This is a genomic window from Salipiger sp. PrR002, from assembly GCF_010500775.1.
GTDB lineage: Bacteria > Pseudomonadota > Alphaproteobacteria > Rhodobacterales > Rhodobacteraceae > Salipiger.
In genome coordinates, this window is the sequence record NZ_JAAGOU010000010.1 from 131,589 (window position 1) to 152,130 (window position 20,542).

19 protein-coding genes are annotated in these 20,542 nt (G+C 64.4%); 12 read left to right on the forward strand and 7 right to left on the reverse strand.

The features are described from left to right. From G0A00_RS12715 to G0A00_RS12725, 3 genes are all read left to right on the forward strand, one after another. Entirely contained in the window at positions 1–1,224 is a 1,224-nt protein-coding gene (locus G0A00_RS12715; RefSeq protein ID WP_164181337.1) for an MFS transporter, read from the forward strand. A 135-nt stretch (positions 1,225–1,359) separates the two neighbouring features. Further along, complete coding sequence (gene metG / locus G0A00_RS12720; RefSeq protein WP_164181335.1) at positions 1,360–3,069, forward strand: methionine--tRNA ligase; 1,710 nt, start codon at positions 1,360–1,362, stop codon at positions 3,067–3,069. Positions 3,070–3,199: 130 nt separating this feature from the next. Then, the gene (locus G0A00_RS12725; RefSeq protein ID WP_164181333.1) at positions 3,200–3,745 is read left to right on the forward strand and encodes a YaeQ family protein; all 546 of its coding nucleotides are present in this window, start codon (positions 3,200–3,202) and stop codon (positions 3,743–3,745) included. A 69-nt stretch (positions 3,746–3,814) separates the two neighbouring features. Here the strand turns inward: G0A00_RS12725 and G0A00_RS12730 are convergent, their stop codons facing one another. Further along, positions 3,815–4,630: an inositol monophosphatase family protein gene (locus G0A00_RS12730; RefSeq protein WP_164181330.1), complete on the reverse strand. Its 816-nt coding sequence runs from the start codon at positions 4,628–4,630 to the stop codon at positions 3,815–3,817. Positions 4,631–4,637: 7 nt separating this feature from the next. Beyond that, positions 4,638–5,744: an ROK family transcriptional regulator gene (locus G0A00_RS12735; protein ID WP_164181328.1), complete on the reverse strand. Its 1,107-nt coding sequence runs from the start codon at positions 5,742–5,744 to the stop codon at positions 4,638–4,640. A 164-nt stretch (positions 5,745–5,908) separates the two neighbouring features. Here G0A00_RS12735 and G0A00_RS12740 point away from each other — a divergent pair, with 164 nt between their 5' ends. From G0A00_RS12740 to G0A00_RS12760, 5 genes are all read left to right on the forward strand, one after another. Then, complete coding sequence (locus G0A00_RS12740; protein ID WP_164181326.1) at positions 5,909–6,922, forward strand: ABC transporter ATP-binding protein; 1,014 nt, start codon at positions 5,909–5,911, stop codon at positions 6,920–6,922. After that, the gene (locus G0A00_RS12745) at positions 6,922–7,782 is read left to right on the forward strand and encodes an ABC transporter permease (protein ID WP_164181324.1); all 861 of its coding nucleotides are present in this window, start codon (positions 6,922–6,924) and stop codon (positions 7,780–7,782) included. The genes G0A00_RS12740 and G0A00_RS12745 overlap by 1 nt, the downstream gene beginning before the upstream one ends. Next, positions 7,782–8,603: an ABC transporter permease gene (locus G0A00_RS12750; protein WP_164181322.1), complete on the forward strand. Its 822-nt coding sequence runs from the start codon at positions 7,782–7,784 to the stop codon at positions 8,601–8,603. Before G0A00_RS12745 ends, G0A00_RS12750 begins: the two co-directional genes overlap by 1 nt. A 34-nt stretch (positions 8,604–8,637) precedes the next feature. Further along, a complete protein-coding gene (locus G0A00_RS12755; protein ID WP_164181320.1) occupies positions 8,638–9,738 on the forward strand; it encodes an extracellular solute-binding protein in 1,101 nt (366 codons plus the stop codon). 77 nt (positions 9,739–9,815) lie between these two features. Further along, positions 9,816–10,649, forward strand: coding sequence for a glycerophosphodiester phosphodiesterase family protein (locus G0A00_RS12760; protein WP_164181318.1), 834 nt, complete (start codon positions 9,816–9,818; stop codon positions 10,647–10,649). An 88-nt stretch (positions 10,650–10,737) separates the two neighbouring features. Here the strand turns inward: G0A00_RS12760 and G0A00_RS12765 are convergent, their stop codons facing one another. The 5 genes from G0A00_RS12765 to G0A00_RS12785 all read right to left on the reverse strand — a co-directional run bounded on the left by G0A00_RS12765 (position 10,738) and on the right by G0A00_RS12785 (position 14,890). Further along, the gene (locus G0A00_RS12765) at positions 10,738–11,568 is read right to left on the reverse strand and encodes a class I SAM-dependent methyltransferase (protein ID WP_164181316.1); all 831 of its coding nucleotides are present in this window, start codon (positions 11,566–11,568) and stop codon (positions 10,738–10,740) included. Positions 11,569–11,685: 117 nt separating this feature from the next. Beyond that, positions 11,686–12,900, reverse strand: coding sequence for a cytochrome P450 (locus G0A00_RS12770; protein WP_164181314.1), 1,215 nt, complete (start codon positions 12,898–12,900; stop codon positions 11,686–11,688). Between the two features lie 108 nt (positions 12,901–13,008). After that, complete coding sequence (locus tag G0A00_RS12775) at positions 13,009–13,245, reverse strand: DUF1127 domain-containing protein (RefSeq protein WP_164181312.1); 237 nt, start codon at positions 13,243–13,245, stop codon at positions 13,009–13,011. 41 nt (positions 13,246–13,286) lie between these two features. Continuing rightward, positions 13,287–13,676 (reverse strand): STAS domain-containing protein, encoded by a 390-nt coding sequence (locus G0A00_RS12780; protein ID WP_164181310.1) that lies wholly within the window; start codon positions 13,674–13,676, stop codon positions 13,287–13,289. Next, complete coding sequence (locus G0A00_RS12785) at positions 13,673–14,890, reverse strand: cytochrome P450 (protein ID WP_164214206.1); 1,218 nt, start codon at positions 14,888–14,890, stop codon at positions 13,673–13,675. Before G0A00_RS12785 ends, G0A00_RS12780 begins: the two co-directional genes overlap by 4 nt. Before the next feature lie 267 nt (positions 14,891–15,157). On the opposite strand from G0A00_RS12785, the gene G0A00_RS12790 reads away from it, so the two are divergent. From G0A00_RS12790 to nirD, 4 genes are all read left to right on the forward strand, one after another. After that, positions 15,158–16,687, forward strand: coding sequence for an alpha/beta fold hydrolase (locus G0A00_RS12790; RefSeq protein WP_164181307.1), 1,530 nt, complete (start codon positions 15,158–15,160; stop codon positions 16,685–16,687). A gap of 108 nt (positions 16,688–16,795) precedes the next feature. Then, positions 16,796–17,248: an Rrf2 family transcriptional regulator gene (locus G0A00_RS12795; protein WP_164181305.1), complete on the forward strand. Its 453-nt coding sequence runs from the start codon at positions 16,796–16,798 to the stop codon at positions 17,246–17,248. Positions 17,249–17,717: 469 nt separating this feature from the next. Beyond that, complete coding sequence (gene nirB / locus G0A00_RS12800) at positions 17,718–20,183, forward strand: nitrite reductase large subunit NirB (RefSeq protein ID WP_164181303.1); 2,466 nt, start codon at positions 17,718–17,720, stop codon at positions 20,181–20,183. Then, on the forward strand, positions 20,180–20,524 hold the full coding sequence (gene nirD / locus G0A00_RS12805; RefSeq protein ID WP_164181301.1) for a nitrite reductase small subunit NirD: 345 nt from the start codon (positions 20,180–20,182) through the stop codon (positions 20,522–20,524). Before nirB ends, nirD begins: the two co-directional genes overlap by 4 nt. Positions 20,525–20,542 lie beyond the last annotated feature (18 nt).

A 20,542-nucleotide genomic window follows, 5' to 3' on the forward strand; every position in this document is an offset into this window, starting at 1 on the left:
ATGCGCCTGCCACTTTCCTTTGCCGCCCTCTTCCTCTCCGTTATCCTGCAGCAGCTCTCGTCCGGCGGCGTCGGTCCGCTGGATGCGCTCTCGGGGTTCGCGCTGAATTTCACCACCGCGCAGATCGGCTTTCTCGGCTCGGCGCATTTCATCGGCTTCTTCATCGGCTGCTGGTGGGCGCCGCGACTGATGGGCTCGGTAGGCCATTCGCGCGCCTATGCCGCCTTCACCGCTGCCGGGGTGATCGGTCTTGTGGCGCACCCGCTGCTGACCACCGCCGAGGCATGGGCCGTCTTCCGCATCGCCACGGGCCTGTCGGTGGCCGGAGCCTATACGGTGATCGAAGCGTGGCTGCAGGCCGAGGTCACCAACCAGACCCGCGGCCGCGCCATGGCCGCCTACCGCATGGCCGACATGGGCGCGGCGCTGGTGGCGCAGATGCTGATCGGCGTGCTCGAGCCCGCGCATTACGTCAGCTACAACCTGCTGGCGCTGCTGTGCTGCACCGCGATGCTGCCGATCACCCTGACCCGCCGCGCGCAGCCCGCCACGCCCTCGGCCCCCCGCCTGCGGCCCGGCCTTGCCGGCGCGCGCTCGCCGCTGGCGGTGGCGGGTGTCATCGTCTCGGCGCTTTCGGGCGCGAGCTTTCGGATGGTCGGCCCGATCTACGGCGCGGGTGTCGGGCTGCGGGCCGATCAGATCGGCCTGTTCCTTGCCGCCTACATCGCGGGCGGCGCGGCGGCGCAATACCCGGTGGGCTGGCTCGCCGACCGTGTGGATCGGCGCACGGTGCTGATATGGCTGTCGGTCGCCTCGATCCTTGTCGCGCTGGCGACGGCGAGCCTGCCCGCCCTGCCCGCGCCAGCGGTGATGGCCATGGCCGCGCTCTTTGGCGTCGTCACCTACCCGATCTATTCGGTCTCTGCCGCCCACGCCCATGACTTCGCCGACAGTTCCGAGCGGGTCGAGCTCTCGGCGGCGCTGATGTTCTGGTACGCGGTGGGCGCCATTGCCGCCCCCTATGGCGCCGCGCTGCTGATGGCCGCATACGGCCCGTCGTCGCTGTTTCTGCTGATCGCCGCCGGGCATCTCATGCTGGTGGTCTTCGGCCTGATCCGCATGCGCGCCCGCCCTGCCGAGCGCCGCACTCCATATGTCTACGCGCCGCGCACCAGCTTCCTCATCGGTCGCCTGCTGTCGCGCCAGCGTGACGACAGAGGATAGAACCTCCACTTCGTCTAGAGGCAAATATCCTCGGGGTAGCGCGAGGGGGCAGACAGCCCCTTCGCTCCCGCACTGGCAAGCCCGCGCAACATCCGCTAAGGACGCGACAACTCCAGATTCATTCGCGGGACGAACATGGCACGTCATCTGATCACCTCGGCGATCCCCTATATCAACGGGATCAAGCATCTCGGAAACCTCGTGGGCAGCCAGCTGCCGGCCGATCTCTTCGCCCGTTACCAGCGCGCCCGCGGCAATGAGGTGCTGTTCCTCTGCGCCACCGACGAGCATGGCACCCCCGCCGAGCTCGCCGCCGCCAAGGCTGGCAAGCCGGTGGCCGAATATTGCGCCGAGATGCACGAGACGCAGTCGAAGATCGCCGACGGCTTCCGCCTCAGCTTTGATCACTTCGGCCGCTCGTCGAGCCCGCAGAACCATAAGCTGACCCAGCATTTCGCCGGGGTGCTGGCCGAGCGCGGACTGATCCGCGAAGTGTCGGAGACGCAGATGTATTCGCCCACCGACGGGCGCTACCTGCCGGACCGCTACATCGAGGGCACCTGCCCCAACTGCGGCTTCGAGGATGCGCGCGGCGACCAATGCGACAATTGCACCAAGCAGCTCGATCCGGTGGATCTGATCAACCCGCGCTCGGTGATCTCTGGCGCCACCGATCTGCAGATGCGCGAGACCAAGCACCTCTACCTCTGCCAGAGCCAGATGAAAGACGAGCTTGAGGCGTGGATCGACAGCAAGACCGACTGGCCAGTGCTGACCACCTCGATCGCCAAGAAATGGCTGAACGATGGTGACGGCCTGCAGGACCGCGGCATCACCCGTGATCTCGACTGGGGCATCCCGGTCAAGAAGGGCGACGAAAACTGGCCGGGCATGGAAGGCAAAGTCTTCTACGTCTGGTTCGACGCGCCCATCGAATATATCGCCTGCTCGCAGGAGTGGGTCGACGCCGGCAAAGGCGACGATTGGGAGCGCTGGTGGCGCACCGACAAGGGCGCGGAAGACGTGACCTACACCCAGTTCATGGGCAAGGACAACGTGCCCTTCCACACGCTCTCGTTCCCGGCCACGATCCTGGGCAGCGGCGAGCCGTGGAAGCTGGTCGACTACATCAAGTCGTTCAACTACCTCAACTACGACGGCGGCCAGTTCAGCACCTCGCGCGGGCGCGGCGTGTTCATGGATCAGGCGCTGGAGATCCTCCCGGCGGACTATTGGCGCTGGTGGCTGCTCAGCCACGCCCCGGAAAGCTCGGACTCCGAGTTCACATGGGAGAACTTCCAGTCCTCGGTGAACAAGGACCTCGCCGACGTGCTGGGCAACTTCGCCTCGCGCGTGACCAAGTTCTGCCGTTCGAAGTTCGGCGAAGTGGTGCCCGAAGGTGGCACCATGGGCGATCTGGAGGCCAAGCTGATCGCCGATCTGGCGGAGAAGATCCGCGAGTATGAGACGCAGATGGAAGCGCATGAGGTGCGCAAGGCCGCCGGCGCGCTGCGCGCCGCATGGGTTCTTGGCAACGAGTACCTGCAAGAAGCCGCGCCCTGGTCGACCTTCAAGACCGATCCCGAGGCTGCGGCGATGCAGATCCGCCTCGCGCTCAACATGATCCGGCTCTACGCGGTGATCTCCTCGCCCTTCATCCCCGACGCCTCGGCGCAGCTTCTGGCGGCGCTGAAGACCGAGGACGACAGCTGGCCGGGCGATCTGGATGCGGCGCTGAGCACCCTGCCCGCGGGCCATGCCTTCGAGGTCCCCGACGTGACCTTCCGCAAGATCACCGACGCCGAGCGCGACGACTGGCAGGAGCGCTTTGCCGGGACGCGCTGAGACGCCTCCGGCGGGCGTATTTGAAGAAAGATGAAAGGGGGCGCGGTCCGGTCGGGGCCGCGCCCTATCTGCTTTCACAATGTCGCCAGAGCCATTAGGCAACGCTATCTCTGCCAGTGAGGGACCTGTCATGGCGCAAAAATCCACAATCTATAAAGTTGAACTGTCCGTCTCCGATATGGACCGTCACTACTATGAGACCCACAAGCTGACCGTGGCGAAACATCCCTCTGAGACCGACGAGAGATTGATGCTGCGCCTGCTGGCGTTTGCCCTGAATGCCGATGAGCAACTGGAACTGACCAAGGGCCTTTCTACCGACGACGAGCCGGACATCTGGCGAAAGAGCCTCAGCGGCGAGCTTGAACTGTGGGTGGCGCTAGGGCTTCCGAGCGACAAGGTCATTCGGCAATCCTGTGGCAAGGCTGACAAGGTGATCATCTATGCCTACGGCGGAAAGCCCGCAGAGGTGTGGTGGGATAAAGTCCAAGGCAGCACGACCCGGTTTGACAACCTGCGGGTCGTGAACCTCTCGGAGCAGGCAAGCGGTGATCTGGCGGCGCTGGCAAGCCGCTCGATGAAATTGCAGGTCAACATCCAAGACGGCGACGTCATGGTCAGTGCCGATGACAGCATTGCCTATCTGTCGCCGGTCACATGGAAGGACATGGCCTAGCCTTGGGTGCGCCCGTTCCCAAGGCTTTGCGCCAGCGCGGCGGACGCGCTGGCCGCACCAGATCCGGCATCACGCCAAGCTGCGCATCGGAGCGCGCCAGACCGATGTCTCTGGCATATTCGCGGCAAGGTCTTTCATCAGCGCGGGCGCAAGGCCCAGCAGGGGCGCGGCTCTAACCCAATCGCTTTGCGTGGCATAGGGCGTCAGCACACCGCCAGCCTCGCGCACAAGGGCGATGCCCGCGGCCACATCCCAAGGGTAGATCTGTGCCTCCCAGAACCCGTCGATCCGGCCCGCCGCGAGATGCGCGAGGGTCAGCGCCCCCGCTCCCGGCATGCGGTAGCTGCCGCCTGCCCCGAGGATGTCGCCGATCAGCCCCGCGTGCGTGGCCACTTCCGACTTGAAGCTGAAGCCGAGCCCGAAGACCGCCCGCGAGACCTGCGAGGTCTCCGAGACATGCATGGCCGTACCGTTCAGAGTTGCCCCGCCGCCCTTGTGGGCCGAGAACATCTCGTCATTGCAGGGGTCATAGATCACGCCCAGCACCGCCTCGCCCTCGACCACCAGCCCAGCCGAAAGGCACCAGTAGGGAAAACCGCGCAGGAAATTGCTCGTGCCGTCGATGGGATCGAGGATCCAAGTGACGGACGCAATCTGCCCGCCGCCCTCTTCGCCAAGGATCGCATCTTTGGGAAAGGCCGCGGCGAGCCGCGCGCGCAGCAGGTCTTCGGTCTGGCGGTCGATCTCGGTGACAAAATCCTGTTGCCCCTTCGTTTCGACCGTAAAGCTGCGGTTGCGGCAGGCCTCAAGAGCCAGCAGCCCGGCCTCGCGCAGCAGACCCTCCGCCATCGTGCGGCGGTGTTTCAATTCGGCATCGGAGAGCATCGGAACCTCAGAAGAAAATATGCTTTAGGGGCGTGATTGCCGCGCCAAGCGCGGCGGGATCGGTCTCGGTCTGTCCGGTCAGCAGCACCGGACCGGGCATGGGAACATCGTAGCGGTGGCTCTGCAGCGGCACGATGCGGGCGATCATCATCTCTGCCAAAGCCGGCGGCAGCTGCCCGCCAAAGACGATGGCGTCGGGATCAAGCACGCCGTGCAACGCGCGGACCACACGGTGCACCTGCGGCATGACGGTTTCGAGCCAGTTCTCCACGCCGGGCCAGAGCGGATCGAAGCGCGCGACAAGGTCCGGCAAGCTCGCCACCTCGACCCCGGAGCGGCGCAGTTCCGCCATCAGCAGACGCAGCGCCGGACGGTTCTCGATCTCATCGCCAAGGAACATATGCGAGAGTTCCCCGGCGTTGCCGCGGGGGCCGCGAAAGACCTCACCGTCAAAAACCAGCCCGCCCCCAAATCCGTAGTCAAAGCCCAGATAGGCAAAGGAGCGGTATCTGCGCCCCGCGCCGATGAGGCTCTCGCCGATGGCCCCGGCGGTGGCGCTGTTTTCCAGCAGCACGCTCAGACCGAAGGCCGCCTCCAGCTCTGGGCGAAAGTCGACCAGCGACCAGTCCTCGAGCGGCTCGGGCGAGTTCATATGCCCAGGGGTGCCGGTGAAATAGCCCGGCAGGGCAACGCCGAGCCCGCAGACCCGTTCGCGCGGCACCCCGGCCTCGGCCAGCAGCGCGTCGAACTCTGACTTGAGGCGAGCGATCCCCGCCGCGCGGTCCGGCAGGCCTTCTTCGATCCGGCGCAGCGCCACGCGGGCGCAGGTCAGATCGACGAGGCAGAGCACCGCGCTGTCGGTGTTGACCAGCACGCCCGCGCCATAGGCCGCTTCGGGGCGCAGGCTCAGAAGCGGGCTCGGCTTGCCCGGCAGGCTGCGCTCCGGCGCGCGGGTCTGCACCAGTCCGAGGTCGAGAAGACCCGAAACGATTCTATGGATCGACTGCTGCGTGAGCCCTGTCTGCGCCGTCAGAGACGCACGTTCCACCGGCGACAGGCGGCGGATCAGGTCAAGAAGAACCCTCTGGTTCGGGCTTAGGTCTGCAAGGTCCAAAGCTCTGGCAACTCCTGATTTTTCCGTTGTTCCGTCCGGGCTGCAACGAAGCGTTCAGTGAAGAGTTACGAGAAATTTGTGCCCCTGTCACATGAATTACACATGACAGTCGTTAAACGCACTCAAAGTGTAATACCTCCCCAAAAGAAGCCGGAGCGACAATCATGGCGACCCTCAGAGCCACCGACATCGCGGTGACATTCGACAGCTTTCACGCCCTGAGAGGGGTCACGCTCTCTGTCGAGGCGGGCCGGTTCGTCACGCTTTTGGGGCCGTCGGGCTGCGGCAAGACCACGCTGCTCAATGTCATCGCCGGGTTTCAGACGCCGACGCGCGGGCGCGTCGAGATCGCCGGGCGGGATGTCACTTTGCGCAGCCCCGAGCGCCGGGAGACCGCGATGTGCTTTCAGTCCTACGCGCTCTTTCCGCATCTCGATGTGGCGGGCAACATTGCCTTCGGCCCTCGGCAAAAGCGCCATGGCCGGGACGCGACAGCCGCGCGCGTGGCGGATTTGATCGAACAACTCGGGCTGACCGGCCACGCCGAGAAGCTGCCCAACGCATTGTCGGGCGGTCAACAGCAGCGGGTGGCGCTGGCACGCGCATTGGCCGTGGCACCGGGCATCGTGCTGTTCGATGAGCCGCTCTCGAACCTCGACGCCAAGCTGCGCGATCAGGTCCGGGCAGAAATCCGGGCGCTGCAGCGCGAGATCGGCTTCACTGCGGTCTACGTCACCCATGATCAGTCCGAGGCGCTGGCGCTGTCGGACGAGGTGTTCTTGCTGAACCGCGGCGTGGTCGAGCAGCAGGGCGCGCCCCGCGACATCTACTTCAACCCGCGCACCCGTTTCGCCGCCGATTTCATCGGCGCTGCCAATATTCACGATGGCGCGCTGCGTGGCGGGCGGATGGAGACACCCTTCGGCGCGATCCCCGCGCCCGGGCCAGACACCGAAAACGCGACGATCTGCTGGCGTCCAGAAATGGCGCAGGCCGAAGGCCCCCTCTCGGGCCGGGTCGCCGCGGTGGCCTTTCAGGGCGGCTGGACCGATGTGACGGTAGAAGAAGGCGGCCAGAGCCTGCGCGTGCAACTGCCGGGCCACGCCCAGCCGACGCTTGGCGCGCCATTGCACTTCGGATTGAGACCAGAGCACATCACCCGGCTGGAGGCCGCGTGATGCCCAAGGCGCTCAAGGTCTCCCTCCTGCTGCTGCCCGGCCCCGGCCTCGTGGCCGTGGTCATGGCGATGGTGCTCTACCGGGCCTTCGCGCAGTCTTTCGGTCTCTACGATTTCGGCGGTGAGGACACACTGACCCTCGCCCATTGGCAGGAGGTGCTCGGCAATCGCCGGTTCTGGAGCGCGCTGCGCTGGTCGGCCTATATCGCCACTGCCTCGGCGCTTCTGTCCGTGGCGCTGGCCTATCCGCTGGCCCTTTGGCTGCGGCGGCCGTTTCGCGGTTCGATCATGCTGTCGGCGCTGATCAAGGCCCCCTACTTCGTGCCCGGGCTGGTCGCGGCCTTCCTGCTGATCAACGTCATCTCCTACCACGGTTTCGTTAACGAGGTGCTGGTGGGGCTCGGCATCTGGGACGCGCCCAAGCGCCTGCAGAACGACCGGCAGGGCTATGCGGTGATCGGGCTGCAGGTCTGGAAGCAACTGCCCATGGCCTTCCTGCTGCTCTCGGGTGCCGTGGCCGCGATCCCTGATCCGGTGCTGCACGCGGCGAAGGATCTGGGCGCCGGTCCGATGGCGCGGTTCCGCAAAGTGGTGCTGCCGCTGACCGCCAAGGCCATGCAGGCCGCGCTCATCCTGATCTTCATCGGGGCGGCGGGCGACTTCAGCTTTCAGTCCGTGGCCGGCCCGATGCGGCAGAACTCCATGGCCACGCTCATGGTCCAACTGCAGGGCGCCAGCTTCAACGACTGGAACGGCTCGGCGGTGGTCGCCGTCGCGCTGATGGTCCTCTCGCTCGCCGGGGCGTTGGCGCTGACCGCCCTCGTCCAGATCGCCACCCGCCTCGCCGCAAGGATCCGCTGATGACCCGCCCGCTGCAAACCACGCTCGCCATTGCGAACTCGGTCCTGTTGATCCTCTGGCTCGCCGTCCCATTTGCCATGGCGGTGCTTTGGAGCCTTGTCGACCCCGGCACCCCTTGGGGCTATCCCGACATCCTGCCGCCGAAGCTTTCCTTCGGACGCTGGGTGCAGATGTGGCAGACCACCGGGCTCGCGCAGGCCATGCTCAACAGCTACCTGCTGGCTCCGGTTGCTGGCCTGCTGGCGGTGATGCTGGCGCTGCCGGTCGCCTATGCCTTTGGCCGGATGGAGTTCCCCGGCAAGGGCGCGGCGCAGATCGTCATGCTGCTTCCGATCGTGCTGCCCGGCTTTGTCACCGCGATCTTCCTGTCGTCCATCCTGCTCTCGATGGGGTTCTACGACCGCTACAGCGCCATCCTCTTCGGCCATGTGATCCTTTTCATGCCCTATGCGGTGCGCATCCTGTCGGTGTCTTTCGGGCAGGTGAGAGAGGACGTCATTCGCGCCGCCCGCGACCTTGGCGCCTCCCCGCTGAATGTGGCGCGCGCCGCCTTCCTGCCAGTGCTCAAGCCCGGGCTCTCGGCGGCCTTCCTCATCGTCTTCGTGCTGTCGATCGAAGAATTTGCGCTGAGCTTCGTCATCGGCTCGCCGGATTTCATCACCATCCCGACCATCCTCTATTCCTATCTGGGCTACGACTTCATTCGGCCCAACGCCGCCGTCGTCGCCCTGATCCTCGTCGTTCCCAACGTGGCACTGATGCTGGTGCTGGAACGGCTGCTGCAATCGGCCAACCCCGCGAATGTTTCGGGCAAGGGCTGACCTCCTCCCATCATCCTCTCACCGGAGTTTTCCAATGATCCGCACTCTTGCCACCGCAACGGCGCTTTGCGCCGCGCTGAGCGGGCCTGCCCTCGCGCAGGATCTTACCGACATGTCCTGGGACCAGATCGTCGAGCAGGCCAAGGCCGAAGGCGAAGTGACCTGGTACAACTGGTACTTTGAACCCGAGCTGCGCACCTACGCCAAGGCCTTCGAGGAGACCTATGGCATCACCGTCACACTGCCCGACGTCAGCTCCGGCGATGACGCGCTGAACAAGGCCATCGCCGAGCAGGGTCGCGACAGCACCGACATCGACGTGATCTCGATGCCGGGCCAATGGGCCGGTCGCGTGAGCCTCGACGAGCTGCTGCTCGGCCCGATCCAGCCCATGCTGCCCGAAGCGGACGCGGTGACCAGCCTTGCCGAGGGGCAGGACTGGCAGGGCTATGCGGTGAAGTTCTGGGGCAACCAGACCGGCATCATCTACGACAGCAACCGCATCGAAGCCGCAGAACTGCCGCAGACCCTGGCCGACTTCGAGACCTTCATCGCCGAGCGCCCCGGCCAACTGGGTTTCAACCTCGAGAACGGCGGCTCTGGCCCGTCCTTCATCGGAAATATCTCCCGCAACGTATTGGGTCTTGGCCCCGACAGCGACGCCGCCGGGATGCCCGACATGGCCCCGGTCTACGAATGGTTCACTGAACGTGACGGCGAATACATCCTGACCGCCTCGAATGCCGACAGCCTCAGCCGCCTGAACGCCGGTGAGTTCCTGCTGGTCCCGGGCTGGGAGGACATGCTGGCCGGCATGATCAAGCGCGGCGAGATCGGCGAGAACATCAAGATTTACGTCCCCACGCTCGGCATGAACGGCGGCGGCAATGTGGTCGGCATCCCAAAGAACGCCGGACACCCCGCCGCGGCACTGCTGTTCATCTCTTGGCTGACCTCGGCAGAGGCGCAGACCGCGCAGAACATCGACTTCGGCACCGCCCCCGCGAATACCGGCGCCGATGACAGCCGCTCGCTGATCTCGAACGACCAGCGCGCCAACTCGCGCAGCTGGATCGCACCGCTGAACAATGACGAGATCGTCAAGGACGTGATCGAAAACGCCTTCATGTACTGATCACGGCGCACTGCCGCTGCGGCGCCCGGATGGGCCGGGTGCCGCCTCCTCCACATGACACCAAGAAGATAACGCCAATGCCGCTCTCCCTTTCCGCCTTTCTGGCCCGCGCCGACGCGGCGCCGCTGATCATCTCGCACCGTGGCGACTGGCTCAGCCACCCCGAGAACTCGCTAGACGCCATCACCTCTGCCACTGCGCGCGGCGCGGACATGGTCGAAATCGACGTGCAGACCACCCGCGACGGGCATCTTGTGCTGCTGCACGACGAGACGCTGGACCGCACCACCGAGGGCAGCGGATTGCTGGCCGACCACGATCTCGACACGGTCACAAGGCTCCGTCTGCGCGAGGGCATGGGCGACGGCAGCGCGCTGACCGAGATCACCCTGCCGACACTTGGTCAGGCGTTGGACACGGCGCAGGACCGCGTCATGCTCAACATAGACACCAAGACGCAGGCCGATCTGGACCGTGTCTGCGCAGAGGTTCTGGCCCGTGGCATGGGCGATCAGGTGCTGGTGAAGGGGCCGGTTGATCAACCCTCAGATATGATGCGCTTTCTGGATGCGCCATGGTGGGGCAAGATCGCCTTCATGCCGGTGATGCTGCGGGTTCCGCGCGGCGGGCTGATCGAGACCGTCCTGACCACCGCCCGCGCGATGAACCTGCGCATGGTGGAACTCTCCTTCGACGACGAAGAAGAACTGCGCGCGCTGTCCGGGCACCTTAGGTCCGAAAACGTCTGGATCTGGACCAACACGCTCGATCCCGTCCACAGCCTGCACTATCGCGACAGTTCGGCGCTCGAAGACCCCAAGGCGATCTGGGGCGAGCTTCTGGCCATGGGCGTGCGGGCGATCCAGACCGACCACAGCGCCGCTCTCGCGCGGTTCCGCGGCCGGATGTGACCCCCTGCGGCGGGCGGCGCCGCCCGCCAAGATCGTCTTGCCAAGATCGCGGGACCGCCAAGCGCGCGCGCGTTCGGCACAGGCCAAGTCAGGCAGGGAGCCGCGCGTGTATTTCGATCGGGGCAATCAGCCCGTTGGTGATGTTGCGCACCATGTGCTGAACTTTCAGCGCGGTATTTTCGCCCATGATCAGATGCAGGCCCAGTGGTGGAGGGCCGCCCGCCTGGCTTTGGGCTGCCGCAAGATCGGCGAAGAATTTCTCCGCAAAAGCGCGGCGATCGATCCAGTCCGTCACCTCGAAGCCGACGGATTTCAGCGCAGCTTCGTAGGTCTCCGGCGGCACGAGCGCGCTTTGTTCCGGCGAAGACGCCCATGGAACTGGGTAGTCCATCTGGCCCTCGCCAACCTGCATCACATCGTAGATCGCAAAGACACCGCCGGGCTTGAGGACCCGTTTCGCCTCTCGCGCGATACCCGCTTTGTCGGCGATATTCATGCCGACATGGATCATATACGCAGCGTCCATCGAGCCGCTCTCGAGCGGCAAGTCGAGCACGCTGCCTTCGATGAGATGCACCCGGTCCGAAAGGCCGCTCCAGTCTGTCAGAACGCGGCCCGTGTCCACAAACTCCGCCGTCAGATCGACGCCTGTAACATGCGCCCCTGTGTTCGCCGCGACATACCGCGCCGGCCCGCCAAGGCCACATCCAAGATCGACAACTTTGCTTTCAGGCGAAAGGTTTAGGGCCTCTACGAACGGCTTGGTGGCGAGCCGCCCGCCGATATGAAATTCGTCCACAGGAGCCAAGGCATCGTGAGCTATGGGCGGCGTCAAGCCGAGCGCTGCGCAGCCATCCGAAATCCGCTCTAGCAAGTGTCCGGAATGGTAGTGGCGCGCGACAGTATCAGGGTTGGTCATTTCAATGCACCTCTGTCTAATTCCGGCAGGCTACACAGGGTGATCGGAAAAGTCAGCTTTGCTCATTTATACGGGCCCGCGCACACGCGAAAATGCGCGCGGGCCATTGGCCGTGGCTTATGGAATGCGAACCATCATCGGCGTGATCTGCCGGATACCGCCAAAGCCGATCATGCGAGGCGCGGTTTCGATCTCGATCCCCGGCGCCGCCTCAAGGAGGGCCTTCAGGCTCTCCTCCATCTCGATCCGCGCCAGCATCTCGCCGATGCACCGATGCGGCCCCTGCCCGAAGACGAGGTGCAGACGGGGATGATCGCTGCGCCGCATGATGAACTCTTCCGGATCGGCGTAAAGCTCTGGGTCGCGCATCGCGGACATGGTGCTGAGCTGCAGCAGAACGCCCGCAGGCACCGTCGCCTCTCCGATCCGCATCTCCGCCACAGTGAAACGCGGCACGTTGCCGACCGAAGGCTCGAACCGCAGGCACTCTGAGATCGCAGCGGGAATAAGATCGGGATCGGCCTGCAGCGCCGCCCAATCTTCGGGGCGCTGGCGCAGCAAGGAAATGGCGATAGCCAGCGCCGCGCGCGTGGTGTCGCTGCCGCCCAGCATGAAGGCGAGCACCTGATTGACGAGGCTGCTGAATGGAATGCCCCGGGCCTCGTCCCAATCGGCGACCAGATCCGAAAGCAGATCGTCCTGCGGCATCGCGAGCCGCGACAACATGTGCTTTTCCACATAGCCAAAGACCTCGCGCGCAGCCGCCTCGACCCGGCTATGTTTTTCCATCGGGTAGATCGGCCCGATAGCGCTGGCCATCTCATAGATGCATGGCGCAAACTCTGGGGCCTCGGTGACAGGCAGGCCAAGGATCGCGGCAATCGTCTCGGAAGGCACCCGCGCGGTCATGCGCGCGACAAGGTCAAAGCTTTCGCCGCGCGGCAGTTCGGCGACGATCTTGCGGGCGACCGCCTGAATATCGTCCCGCGACGCAAGAATGGCCTGATGCGAGAAGGCACGCGCAAAGGGTCCGCGCTTTGCCCTGTGGTCCGCGCCATTGGCAAAAAGCAGGATGTCGCGCAGGAATTGCGCCATTGCCCCGTCCGGAATTTGGTGGAGCGCGACGTAATCGCTGCCCTCAACCTGAACGGTCCGATCATCTTTCAGCAGCGGAAAGACGTCATTTGCACGAAGCGCGTAGTAGTTGTGATCGCTGACCCTGATAACCGCGTGGTCGCGCCGAAGCTGCGCGAACCTCGCATGGGGGTCCTCCAGCAGCCAGTCCGGGTCGATCAGGGGCGCTTCGATAGAAATAGAGGCAGTGTGGTTCATTTTGAAATCCTTCGTCATCTTGGGTGAGTTTGGCAGCCCGGTGCCGGAGCGCGTGGAGAGGGACCCTCCACGCCAAAGCCCGTTTCAGTGGGCAGGACTGCGATCGCGTCAGCTCCAGAAATCTCGGCGGCGGGCGCGCGCGATGTCGCCGCGGGTCAGTCCGATATCGTCGAGCAGGTAATCCGGCAGCTCTTCGAGGTACTGATACTGCCGCCGCCTGCCCCGGGCATGGCGAAGCGCCCTGAGCCAGCCCAGAAGGCCGATGAAAGCCGGAACACCATGCGGTTTGCGCGCGCCGCGCTGCTGTTTCTGCGTGAAGGCGGTGTAGAAATATGTGGTCATCATTTCGAATAATCCGTTGAAAAAATTGTTCTTCTGCGCAGTCTCTAGGTCGCCGCGATCTGCACCAAGGCTGCGTCACGGTCGGGCGCGAAACGCAGCAGATGGCAAAAGCTTTCGCGTCTGACGAAGGCTTCGGTTTCTGGCGAGGCGCCGCAGATACGCATCTGGCCCCGTCGCGCCAGCAGCAGCTTTTCGGCGACCACGAGGCCCCGCAGCCCGGGCCGGGTGAGCACCGCCTGCGCTGAAAGCTCGACAACCATGTGCCGCCAGCCAGCGCGGATATGAGCCACCAGCGCATCGCACAGCGCACCGGTCGCAGAGGCGTCGATACACCCGCTCAGGCGCAGGATGATCACCTCTCCAGCGGACTGGACGGTCATCTGCATCGGTTGCGGGCGCGTCGGCGCGGCAGCCGAATGAAAATCGAGGCTCATGACAGGCGCACCCGCATCGGCGTGGCGCGGCGCAATCCGCCAAAGCCCTCGAGCCGGGGGCTGAGAAGCAACTCGGGAAAGCCCGTCTCTTGCAACAGCGCCGCGAGGCTCTCTTCCAGTTCGATCCGCGCCAGTTTCTCGCCAAGGCAGCGGTGCGGCCCGTGGCCAAACACGGGATGCAGCCGGGCGTTGTCGCGGCGGCGGATGTCGAAGAGATCGGGCGCATAATGCAGCGCGGGATCCCGCAGCGCCGACAGCAGGGAAAGCCGCAGGGCGCTGCCCTCGGCGATCAGCACGTCGCCGACCTCCAGCGGTTCCGCAGCAATGCGGGTGACCGAACCGACCGGCGGATCGAAGCGCAGCGCCTCGGCCACCGCACCGGGGATCAGCGCCGGGTCATCGCGCAGATCGGCCCAGTCCCGCGGTCGCTCGAGCAGGATCGCCGTGCTGCGCGCCAGCGCGGTGCTTGTGGTGCCGATGCCAGCGACCAGCACGCCGATGATCTGAAGGATCAGGCTCCCAGCCGAGATGTCCGGCTCGGAACGCCAGGCTTTCACCAGCTTGCTCAGAGGATCCTCGCGGGGCCGGATCAGCCGCTCCTGAAGCTGCCGCTCGACGTAGACATAAAGCGCCTCGGTCGCCTCTTCGATCTGGGAATGCTCGTGGCGCGGATAGATCGGCCCAACAGCCCGCGCGACTTGTTTGACCAGCCCCGCCAGATGCGGTGCGTCCTCTTCCGGCAAGCCAAATACGGCAGCCACGGATTGCGCCGACATCCGTGCCGCGAAAGCCATGCTGAAATCCAGGCTCTCGCCGCGCGGCAGTCCCGCCAGAATGCGCGCCGCAGCGGCACGGACCAAAGCACGGCGCGTCTCAATTTCGCTATAGGCAAAAACGCGGGCGAAAAGCGCGCGCTTGTGGCGATGCTCTGCCGCATTGGCAAAAGGAAAAAATTCCGCCTGCAACTGCGACGTCAGCCCCTCGGGAACCTGATTCAGCGCGATATATTCCGGCCCTTCAAGCTGGCGGGCCCGCGGGTCGTGCAGCAAGGGCAGCACATCGTCCGCACGCAGCACGAGAAATTGCCCCTCACCGATCTGGACAATGGGATGTTTCTCCCGCAGTTCCGCCAGCCGCGTGTGGCTGTCGCGCTGCAGGCTGCGCGGGTCGATGACAGGGCAGCCGCTCAAGTGTAAGGTCTTGTCTTCAAACATCAAGTCACTCCAATGCAGTAAACCCGCCGATGAAATTTCGCTCCGAGAGCCGCGGCAGGTGCCCTTGGGGTATCGCAGAGGGGCGTTGTCACCAGCGTTGTAACCGGAGTGGAAATGGCCTGCGGGCAGCGTTGTATTTGCCCATTCAGCGGGTCTGACAGCTCTTCGCCGCGCGCTTTGACGGCGCTGGACAGACCGCGGGGCATTTGCTCAAGATGAATCTGAATTTCGAATTTCTCTTTCCAATTGCATTTTTCTGGAGACAGCATGGGATTGCACGACCGTCCCACTCAGGCCTTGGCCCGAAGCGACCGATTGCAGGTCTCTTTGCTTGGCGAGTTGCGGGTGCGGCGCGGCGGGCAGGACGTGCCGCTGCCCGCATCACGCAAGGCCCGGGCGCTGCTCGGCTTTCTGGTGGCCACCGGACGCCCGCACCGGCGCGAACGTCTGTGCGAGTTGCTGTGGGACATGCCTGACGATCCCAAGGCGGCCCTGCGCTGGTCGCTCACCAAGCTGCGCCCTGTAGTGGACACGCCCGAGCAGCGGCGCATCCTGTCAGACCGCGAGCGGGTGCGCTTTGACACCGAAGCCGCCGAGATCGACCTGCACGACATCTACAACCGACTTCGCGGCTCCGCAGACCTTACGGTGGCCGAGCTTGAGCAGATGGCGCAGGCACTGTCTCCGGTTCTGCTCGACGGGCTTGACGGTGCGGGCGATGCGGCCTTCCTGTCGTGGCTGGAAGCCGAACGCGAGGACGCGCGGATTGCCCGCGTCGCGGTGTTGCGGCAACTGGTGAACCATCCAGAGCTTCCGGCCCTGTCCGCGCAGAAATGGCAGCGCCTGTGGCGCGACGCCGATCCCGACGCCGAAGAACTGCTTGCACCGGCGGCACAGGAGGCTCTTCCGCCCGCGGAACGCCAACCGCGAACCGACCGCGCGTCGGGCCTGCGCAGCCAGCGTATCGCATTCTGCGAGGCACCGGACGGCACCAAGATCGCCTTTGCCACGCTTGGGTCCGGCCCGCCGCTTTTAAAAGCGGCAAACTGGCTGACCCATCTCGAGTTCGACTGGACGAGCCCGATCTGGGGCGAATGCTTTGCCGAGATCGCCCGGCAGCGCAGGTTCATCCGCTACGACGAACGTGGCTGCGGCCTGTCGGACTGGGACGTGGCAGACCTTGGCTTTGACGCGTTTGTCGAGGACCTCGAAGTCGTTGCCGACAAGCTGGGCCTTGAACGGTTTCCCCTGCTCGGGATCTCTCAGGGTGCTGCCGTGTGCGTCGAATACGCGGTGCGGCACCCGGAACGCGTCTCGGGGCTGATCTTGGTGGGCGGTTATGCTGCGGGCTGGCGGCACATGGTCAGCGACGAGGAAAAGGCCCGTCGCGAGGCGGTGCGGGCGCTGACCGAACTGGGCTGGGGTACGGACAATCCCGCCTACCGGCACATCTTTTCGCAGACATTCATGCCCGACGCCGGGCCGGACGAGCTGACATGGTTCGACGAGTTTCAGCGGCTGACCACATCGCCGGGCAACGCCGCCCGCTTTCAGGATGCCTTTGGTGAGATTGACGTGCGCCACAGGCTCGGGTCGGTGCGTGCCCCAACCATCGTTCTGCACTCAAAAGACGACATGCGCATTCCCCTCGACATGGGCCGTGCGCTTGCCTCGGGGATTCCAGACGCACATTTCGTTCCGCTCGACAGCCGCAATCACGTGCTGGTCGATTATGAGCCCGCTTGGCGGACATGCATGCAGACGGTGCGAGATTTCCTTAAACACTACGACATCTGAACACGGCCCGGGCCAAGACCTTCGGTTTCGCGTGATCCGCGCTCCGATGGCCTTGACTGCGGACAATACATGCGCGAATTTTGAAGCGTTTAATACCTCGGAATTCCTATGAACCTGTCAAAGTTTACGGACTACGCGCTGCGCGTCTGCCTCTATCTTGGGGCACATCAGGATCGCGTGGTGCCGATTTCCGAGATGTCCCGAGCCCATGGCCTGTCGCAAAGCAACCTGATGAAGGTGGTGAACCAACTGGTCGACGGCGGGTTCCTGCAAAGCACGCGGGGCCGCTCTGGCGGCGTGGCGCTTGCGCGTCCGGCGGCAGAGATCCGCATCGGTGAAGTGGCGCGCTTTATGGAAGGCGACCACGCACTAGTCGATTGCTCGAGTTGCATCTTGCGAGGATCATGCGGCCTTGTCCGCGGGCTGAAAGAGGCGAAAACAGCTTTTTATCAGTCCCTTGATAGGCTCAGCTTGGCCGACGCAGTATTGGCGCACCCGCGAACCCTGTCGATCCTTATGGGTGCGACGCATGCGCAAGACAACCAAGTTCCCGTCAAGTGACACGACTCAGTGCTGGCCAATCTGCTCTCACGTTCGATGGCAGGCCTGCGCACAGCCATAAAGCGCCGGATCACCTTTGACGAGGTTCGGATCAATCGATTCAAATGTTGCCCACCCGGCATGCAAACGGCCGGTGCCGACGCTCAAAACTGCTCACGCGATAGGCGCAACATGTCCGACGCCCGCAAAAATGCCGGTTCTCAGAAAAAACGATTGCGCCGATAATACATTCTAACTTACTGCATGTTTAAGCGAGGCCGAAACGCCTCCACCCTGCCGCAACGGCGCGGCGATTTCAGTCAAATCGGCCCAAGGTCCTTCGGATCAATGGCCACGCAGCAACGGCGCTGCTCGACGCTCTGATCTTCAGATCGCGGGATGCGCCTTGCCATCGGCTTCACGCCTTCCCTGACAGAAACCGCCGCGGCCCGGATTTCCCCGGTTCCGCAAGAATGAACCGGAGGACATCATGTCCAGGCAGAAGCTTGTCATCATCGGAAACGGCATGGCCCCTGGCCGCATGCTGGAACACCTGTTCGAGGCTGAAGGCGCCTACGACGTCACCATCTTCAACGCCGAGCCGCGGGTGAACTACGACCGCATCATGCTGTCGCCGGTCCTGTCCGGCGAGAAGAGCTTTGACGACATCATCATTCACGACGACGCTTGGTATGCGGACAACGGCATCACCCTGCACCGGGGCGAGAAAGTCACTGCGATCGACCGCGACGCAAAGACTGTGACCTCCGAAGGCGGGATCACCGCGGCCTATGACAAGCTGGTGATCGCAACCGGCTCTGCCCCCTTCATCATCCCGGTTCCGGGGCATCAGCTGCCGGGCGTGGTCGCCTATCGCGACCTCGACGATGTGGAAAAGATGAAATCTGCTGCCGACCTCGGTGGTCGCGCGGTGGTGATCGGCGGCGGTCTTCTTGGTCTCGAGGCTGCCGCCGGTCTTAAGGCGCAGGGCATGGAGGTCACCGTTCTGCACCTGATGCCTACCCTGCTGGAACGCCAGCTGGACCCCGCCGCGGGCTATCTGCTGCAGCAGGAACTCGAGGGGCGCGGGATCGACATTCGCTGCGGCGCAAACACCAAGCAGATCCTCGGCTCGGACAAAGTTGAAGGCGTCGAGTTGGAAGACGGCAGCGTGATCAACGCCACGCTGGTCGTGATGGCTGTCGGGATCCGCCCGAACACCTCGCTCGCAGCCGAGGCTGGTCTGGAGGTCGGGCGCGGGATCGTGACGGACGCGCAAATGCACACATCCGATCCCGACATCCTGTCGGTCGGCGAGTGCACCGAGGTCGGCGGGCTGGTCTATGGGCTCGTTGCGCCGCTTTACCAAATGGCCAAGGTGGCCGCCGCGACCCTGACCGGTGAGGCCGCCGCCTTCGCCCATACCGAAACGCCCACCAAGCTTAAGGTCACCGGCATCAACCTCTATTCCGTCGGCGATTTTGGCGACGGGCCGGACCGCGAGGACGTTGTGCTGCGCGATGCCGCGCGCGGCAGCTACAAGAGATTGATCCTGAAAGACAATCGTGTGATCGGTGCTGTGCTCTACGGCGATGTTGCCGACGGCATGTGGTTCAACGAGCTGCTGAAGTCGGGCGAGGATGTCACGGAGATGCGGGACACGCTGATCTTCGGGCAGGCGCATCAGGGTGGCGGCGTCGCAGCCGACCCGCTGGCCGCCGTGGCCAACCTCTCGGACGACGCGGAAATCTGCGGCTGCAACGGCATCTGCAAAGGCAAGATCGTCAATGCGATCAACGAGAAGGGGCTGACGTCGCTCGCAGAAGTGCGCGCCCACACCAAGGCGTCGGCATCCTGCGGGACCTGCACCGGCCTTGTGGAATCCGTGATCGCGCTCACCCTCGGGGACAGTTTCGAAAAGACGGCTGAAGGCATGTGTGGCTGCACGCCGCTCGGCCATGGCGAAGTGCGCCGGCTGATCGTCGCGAAGGGGCTGAAATCCATTCCGGCGGTGATGCAAGAGCTCGAGTGGTCCACCGCAAACGGCTGCGCCAAGTGCCGACCCGCGCTGAACTACTACCTGCTGAGCGACTGGCCGGGCGAGTATAAAGACGACCAGCAGAGCCGCTTCATCAACGAGCGCGTGCACGCCAACATCCAGAAGGACGGCACCTATTCCGTCGTGCCGCGGATGTGGGGCGGGATGACCTCCTCGGACGAACTGCGCGCCATCGCCGATGTGGTGGATAAGTTCAACATCCCCGACGTGAAGGTCACCGGCGGCCAGCGCATCGACCTGCTGGGCGTGAAGAAGGAAGACCTTCCCGCCGTCTGGTCGGACCTCAATGACGCTGGCCTCGTCTCGGGGCACGCCTATGCCAAGGGGCTGCGCACGGTGAAGACCTGCGTCGGCAGCACGTGGTGCCGCTTCGGCACGCAGGACTCCACTGGCCTTGGCATCAAGCTCGAAAAATTCCTCTGGGGGTCATGGACACCGGCCAAGGTCAAGCTTGCCGTCACCGGTTGCCCCCGCAACTGCGCCGAAGCCACCTGCAAGGACATCGGGGTGATCTGCGTCGAGAGCGGCTACCAGATCGTCTATGGCGGCGCTGCGGGTCTGCACATCCAAGGCACCACCGAGCTTGGCTCCGTCGCCACCGAGGAGGAGGTCCTCGAGATCGCGGGCGCCATGACCCAGATGTATCGCGAGCAGGGCTTCTACCTTGAACGCATCTACAAGTGGGCAGAGCGGGTCGGCTACGACACCGTCAGGGCCGCCATCTTCGACGATCTCGCGTCCCGCCGCGGCTACTATGACCGTTTCGTCTTCAGCCAGAAACACTCGCAGACCGACCCGTGGTCCGAGCGCGTCTCGGGCGTGGACAAACACGAGTTCAACCCGCTGGCCGTCTTTAGCCCCTCCGATGTCACCCCCAAGATGGAGCCCGCAGAATGAACGCCTCTCTGCATCAGACCGATCTCGACTGGCGCCTGATCGGCACCATCGACGACATCCCGCAACAGGGCGCGCGTTGCGTCGAGAATGGCGAGACCAAGATCGCCGTCTTCCGCACCGCCGCCGACGAAATCTTCGCTCTCGAAGACAACTGCCCGCACAAGAACGGGCCGCTTAGCCAGGGGATCGTGCACGACGGTTGCGTGACCTGCCCCCTGCACAATTGGGTCATCTCGCTCTCCACAGGCTCGGCGCAGGGCGCCGATGAGGGCCGGTCCGCAACCTTCCCCGTCCGTCTGGACGGTCGGGACATCTACCTGAACCTGAACCCCGGCGCCTGATCATCAGGCCCTTAAACC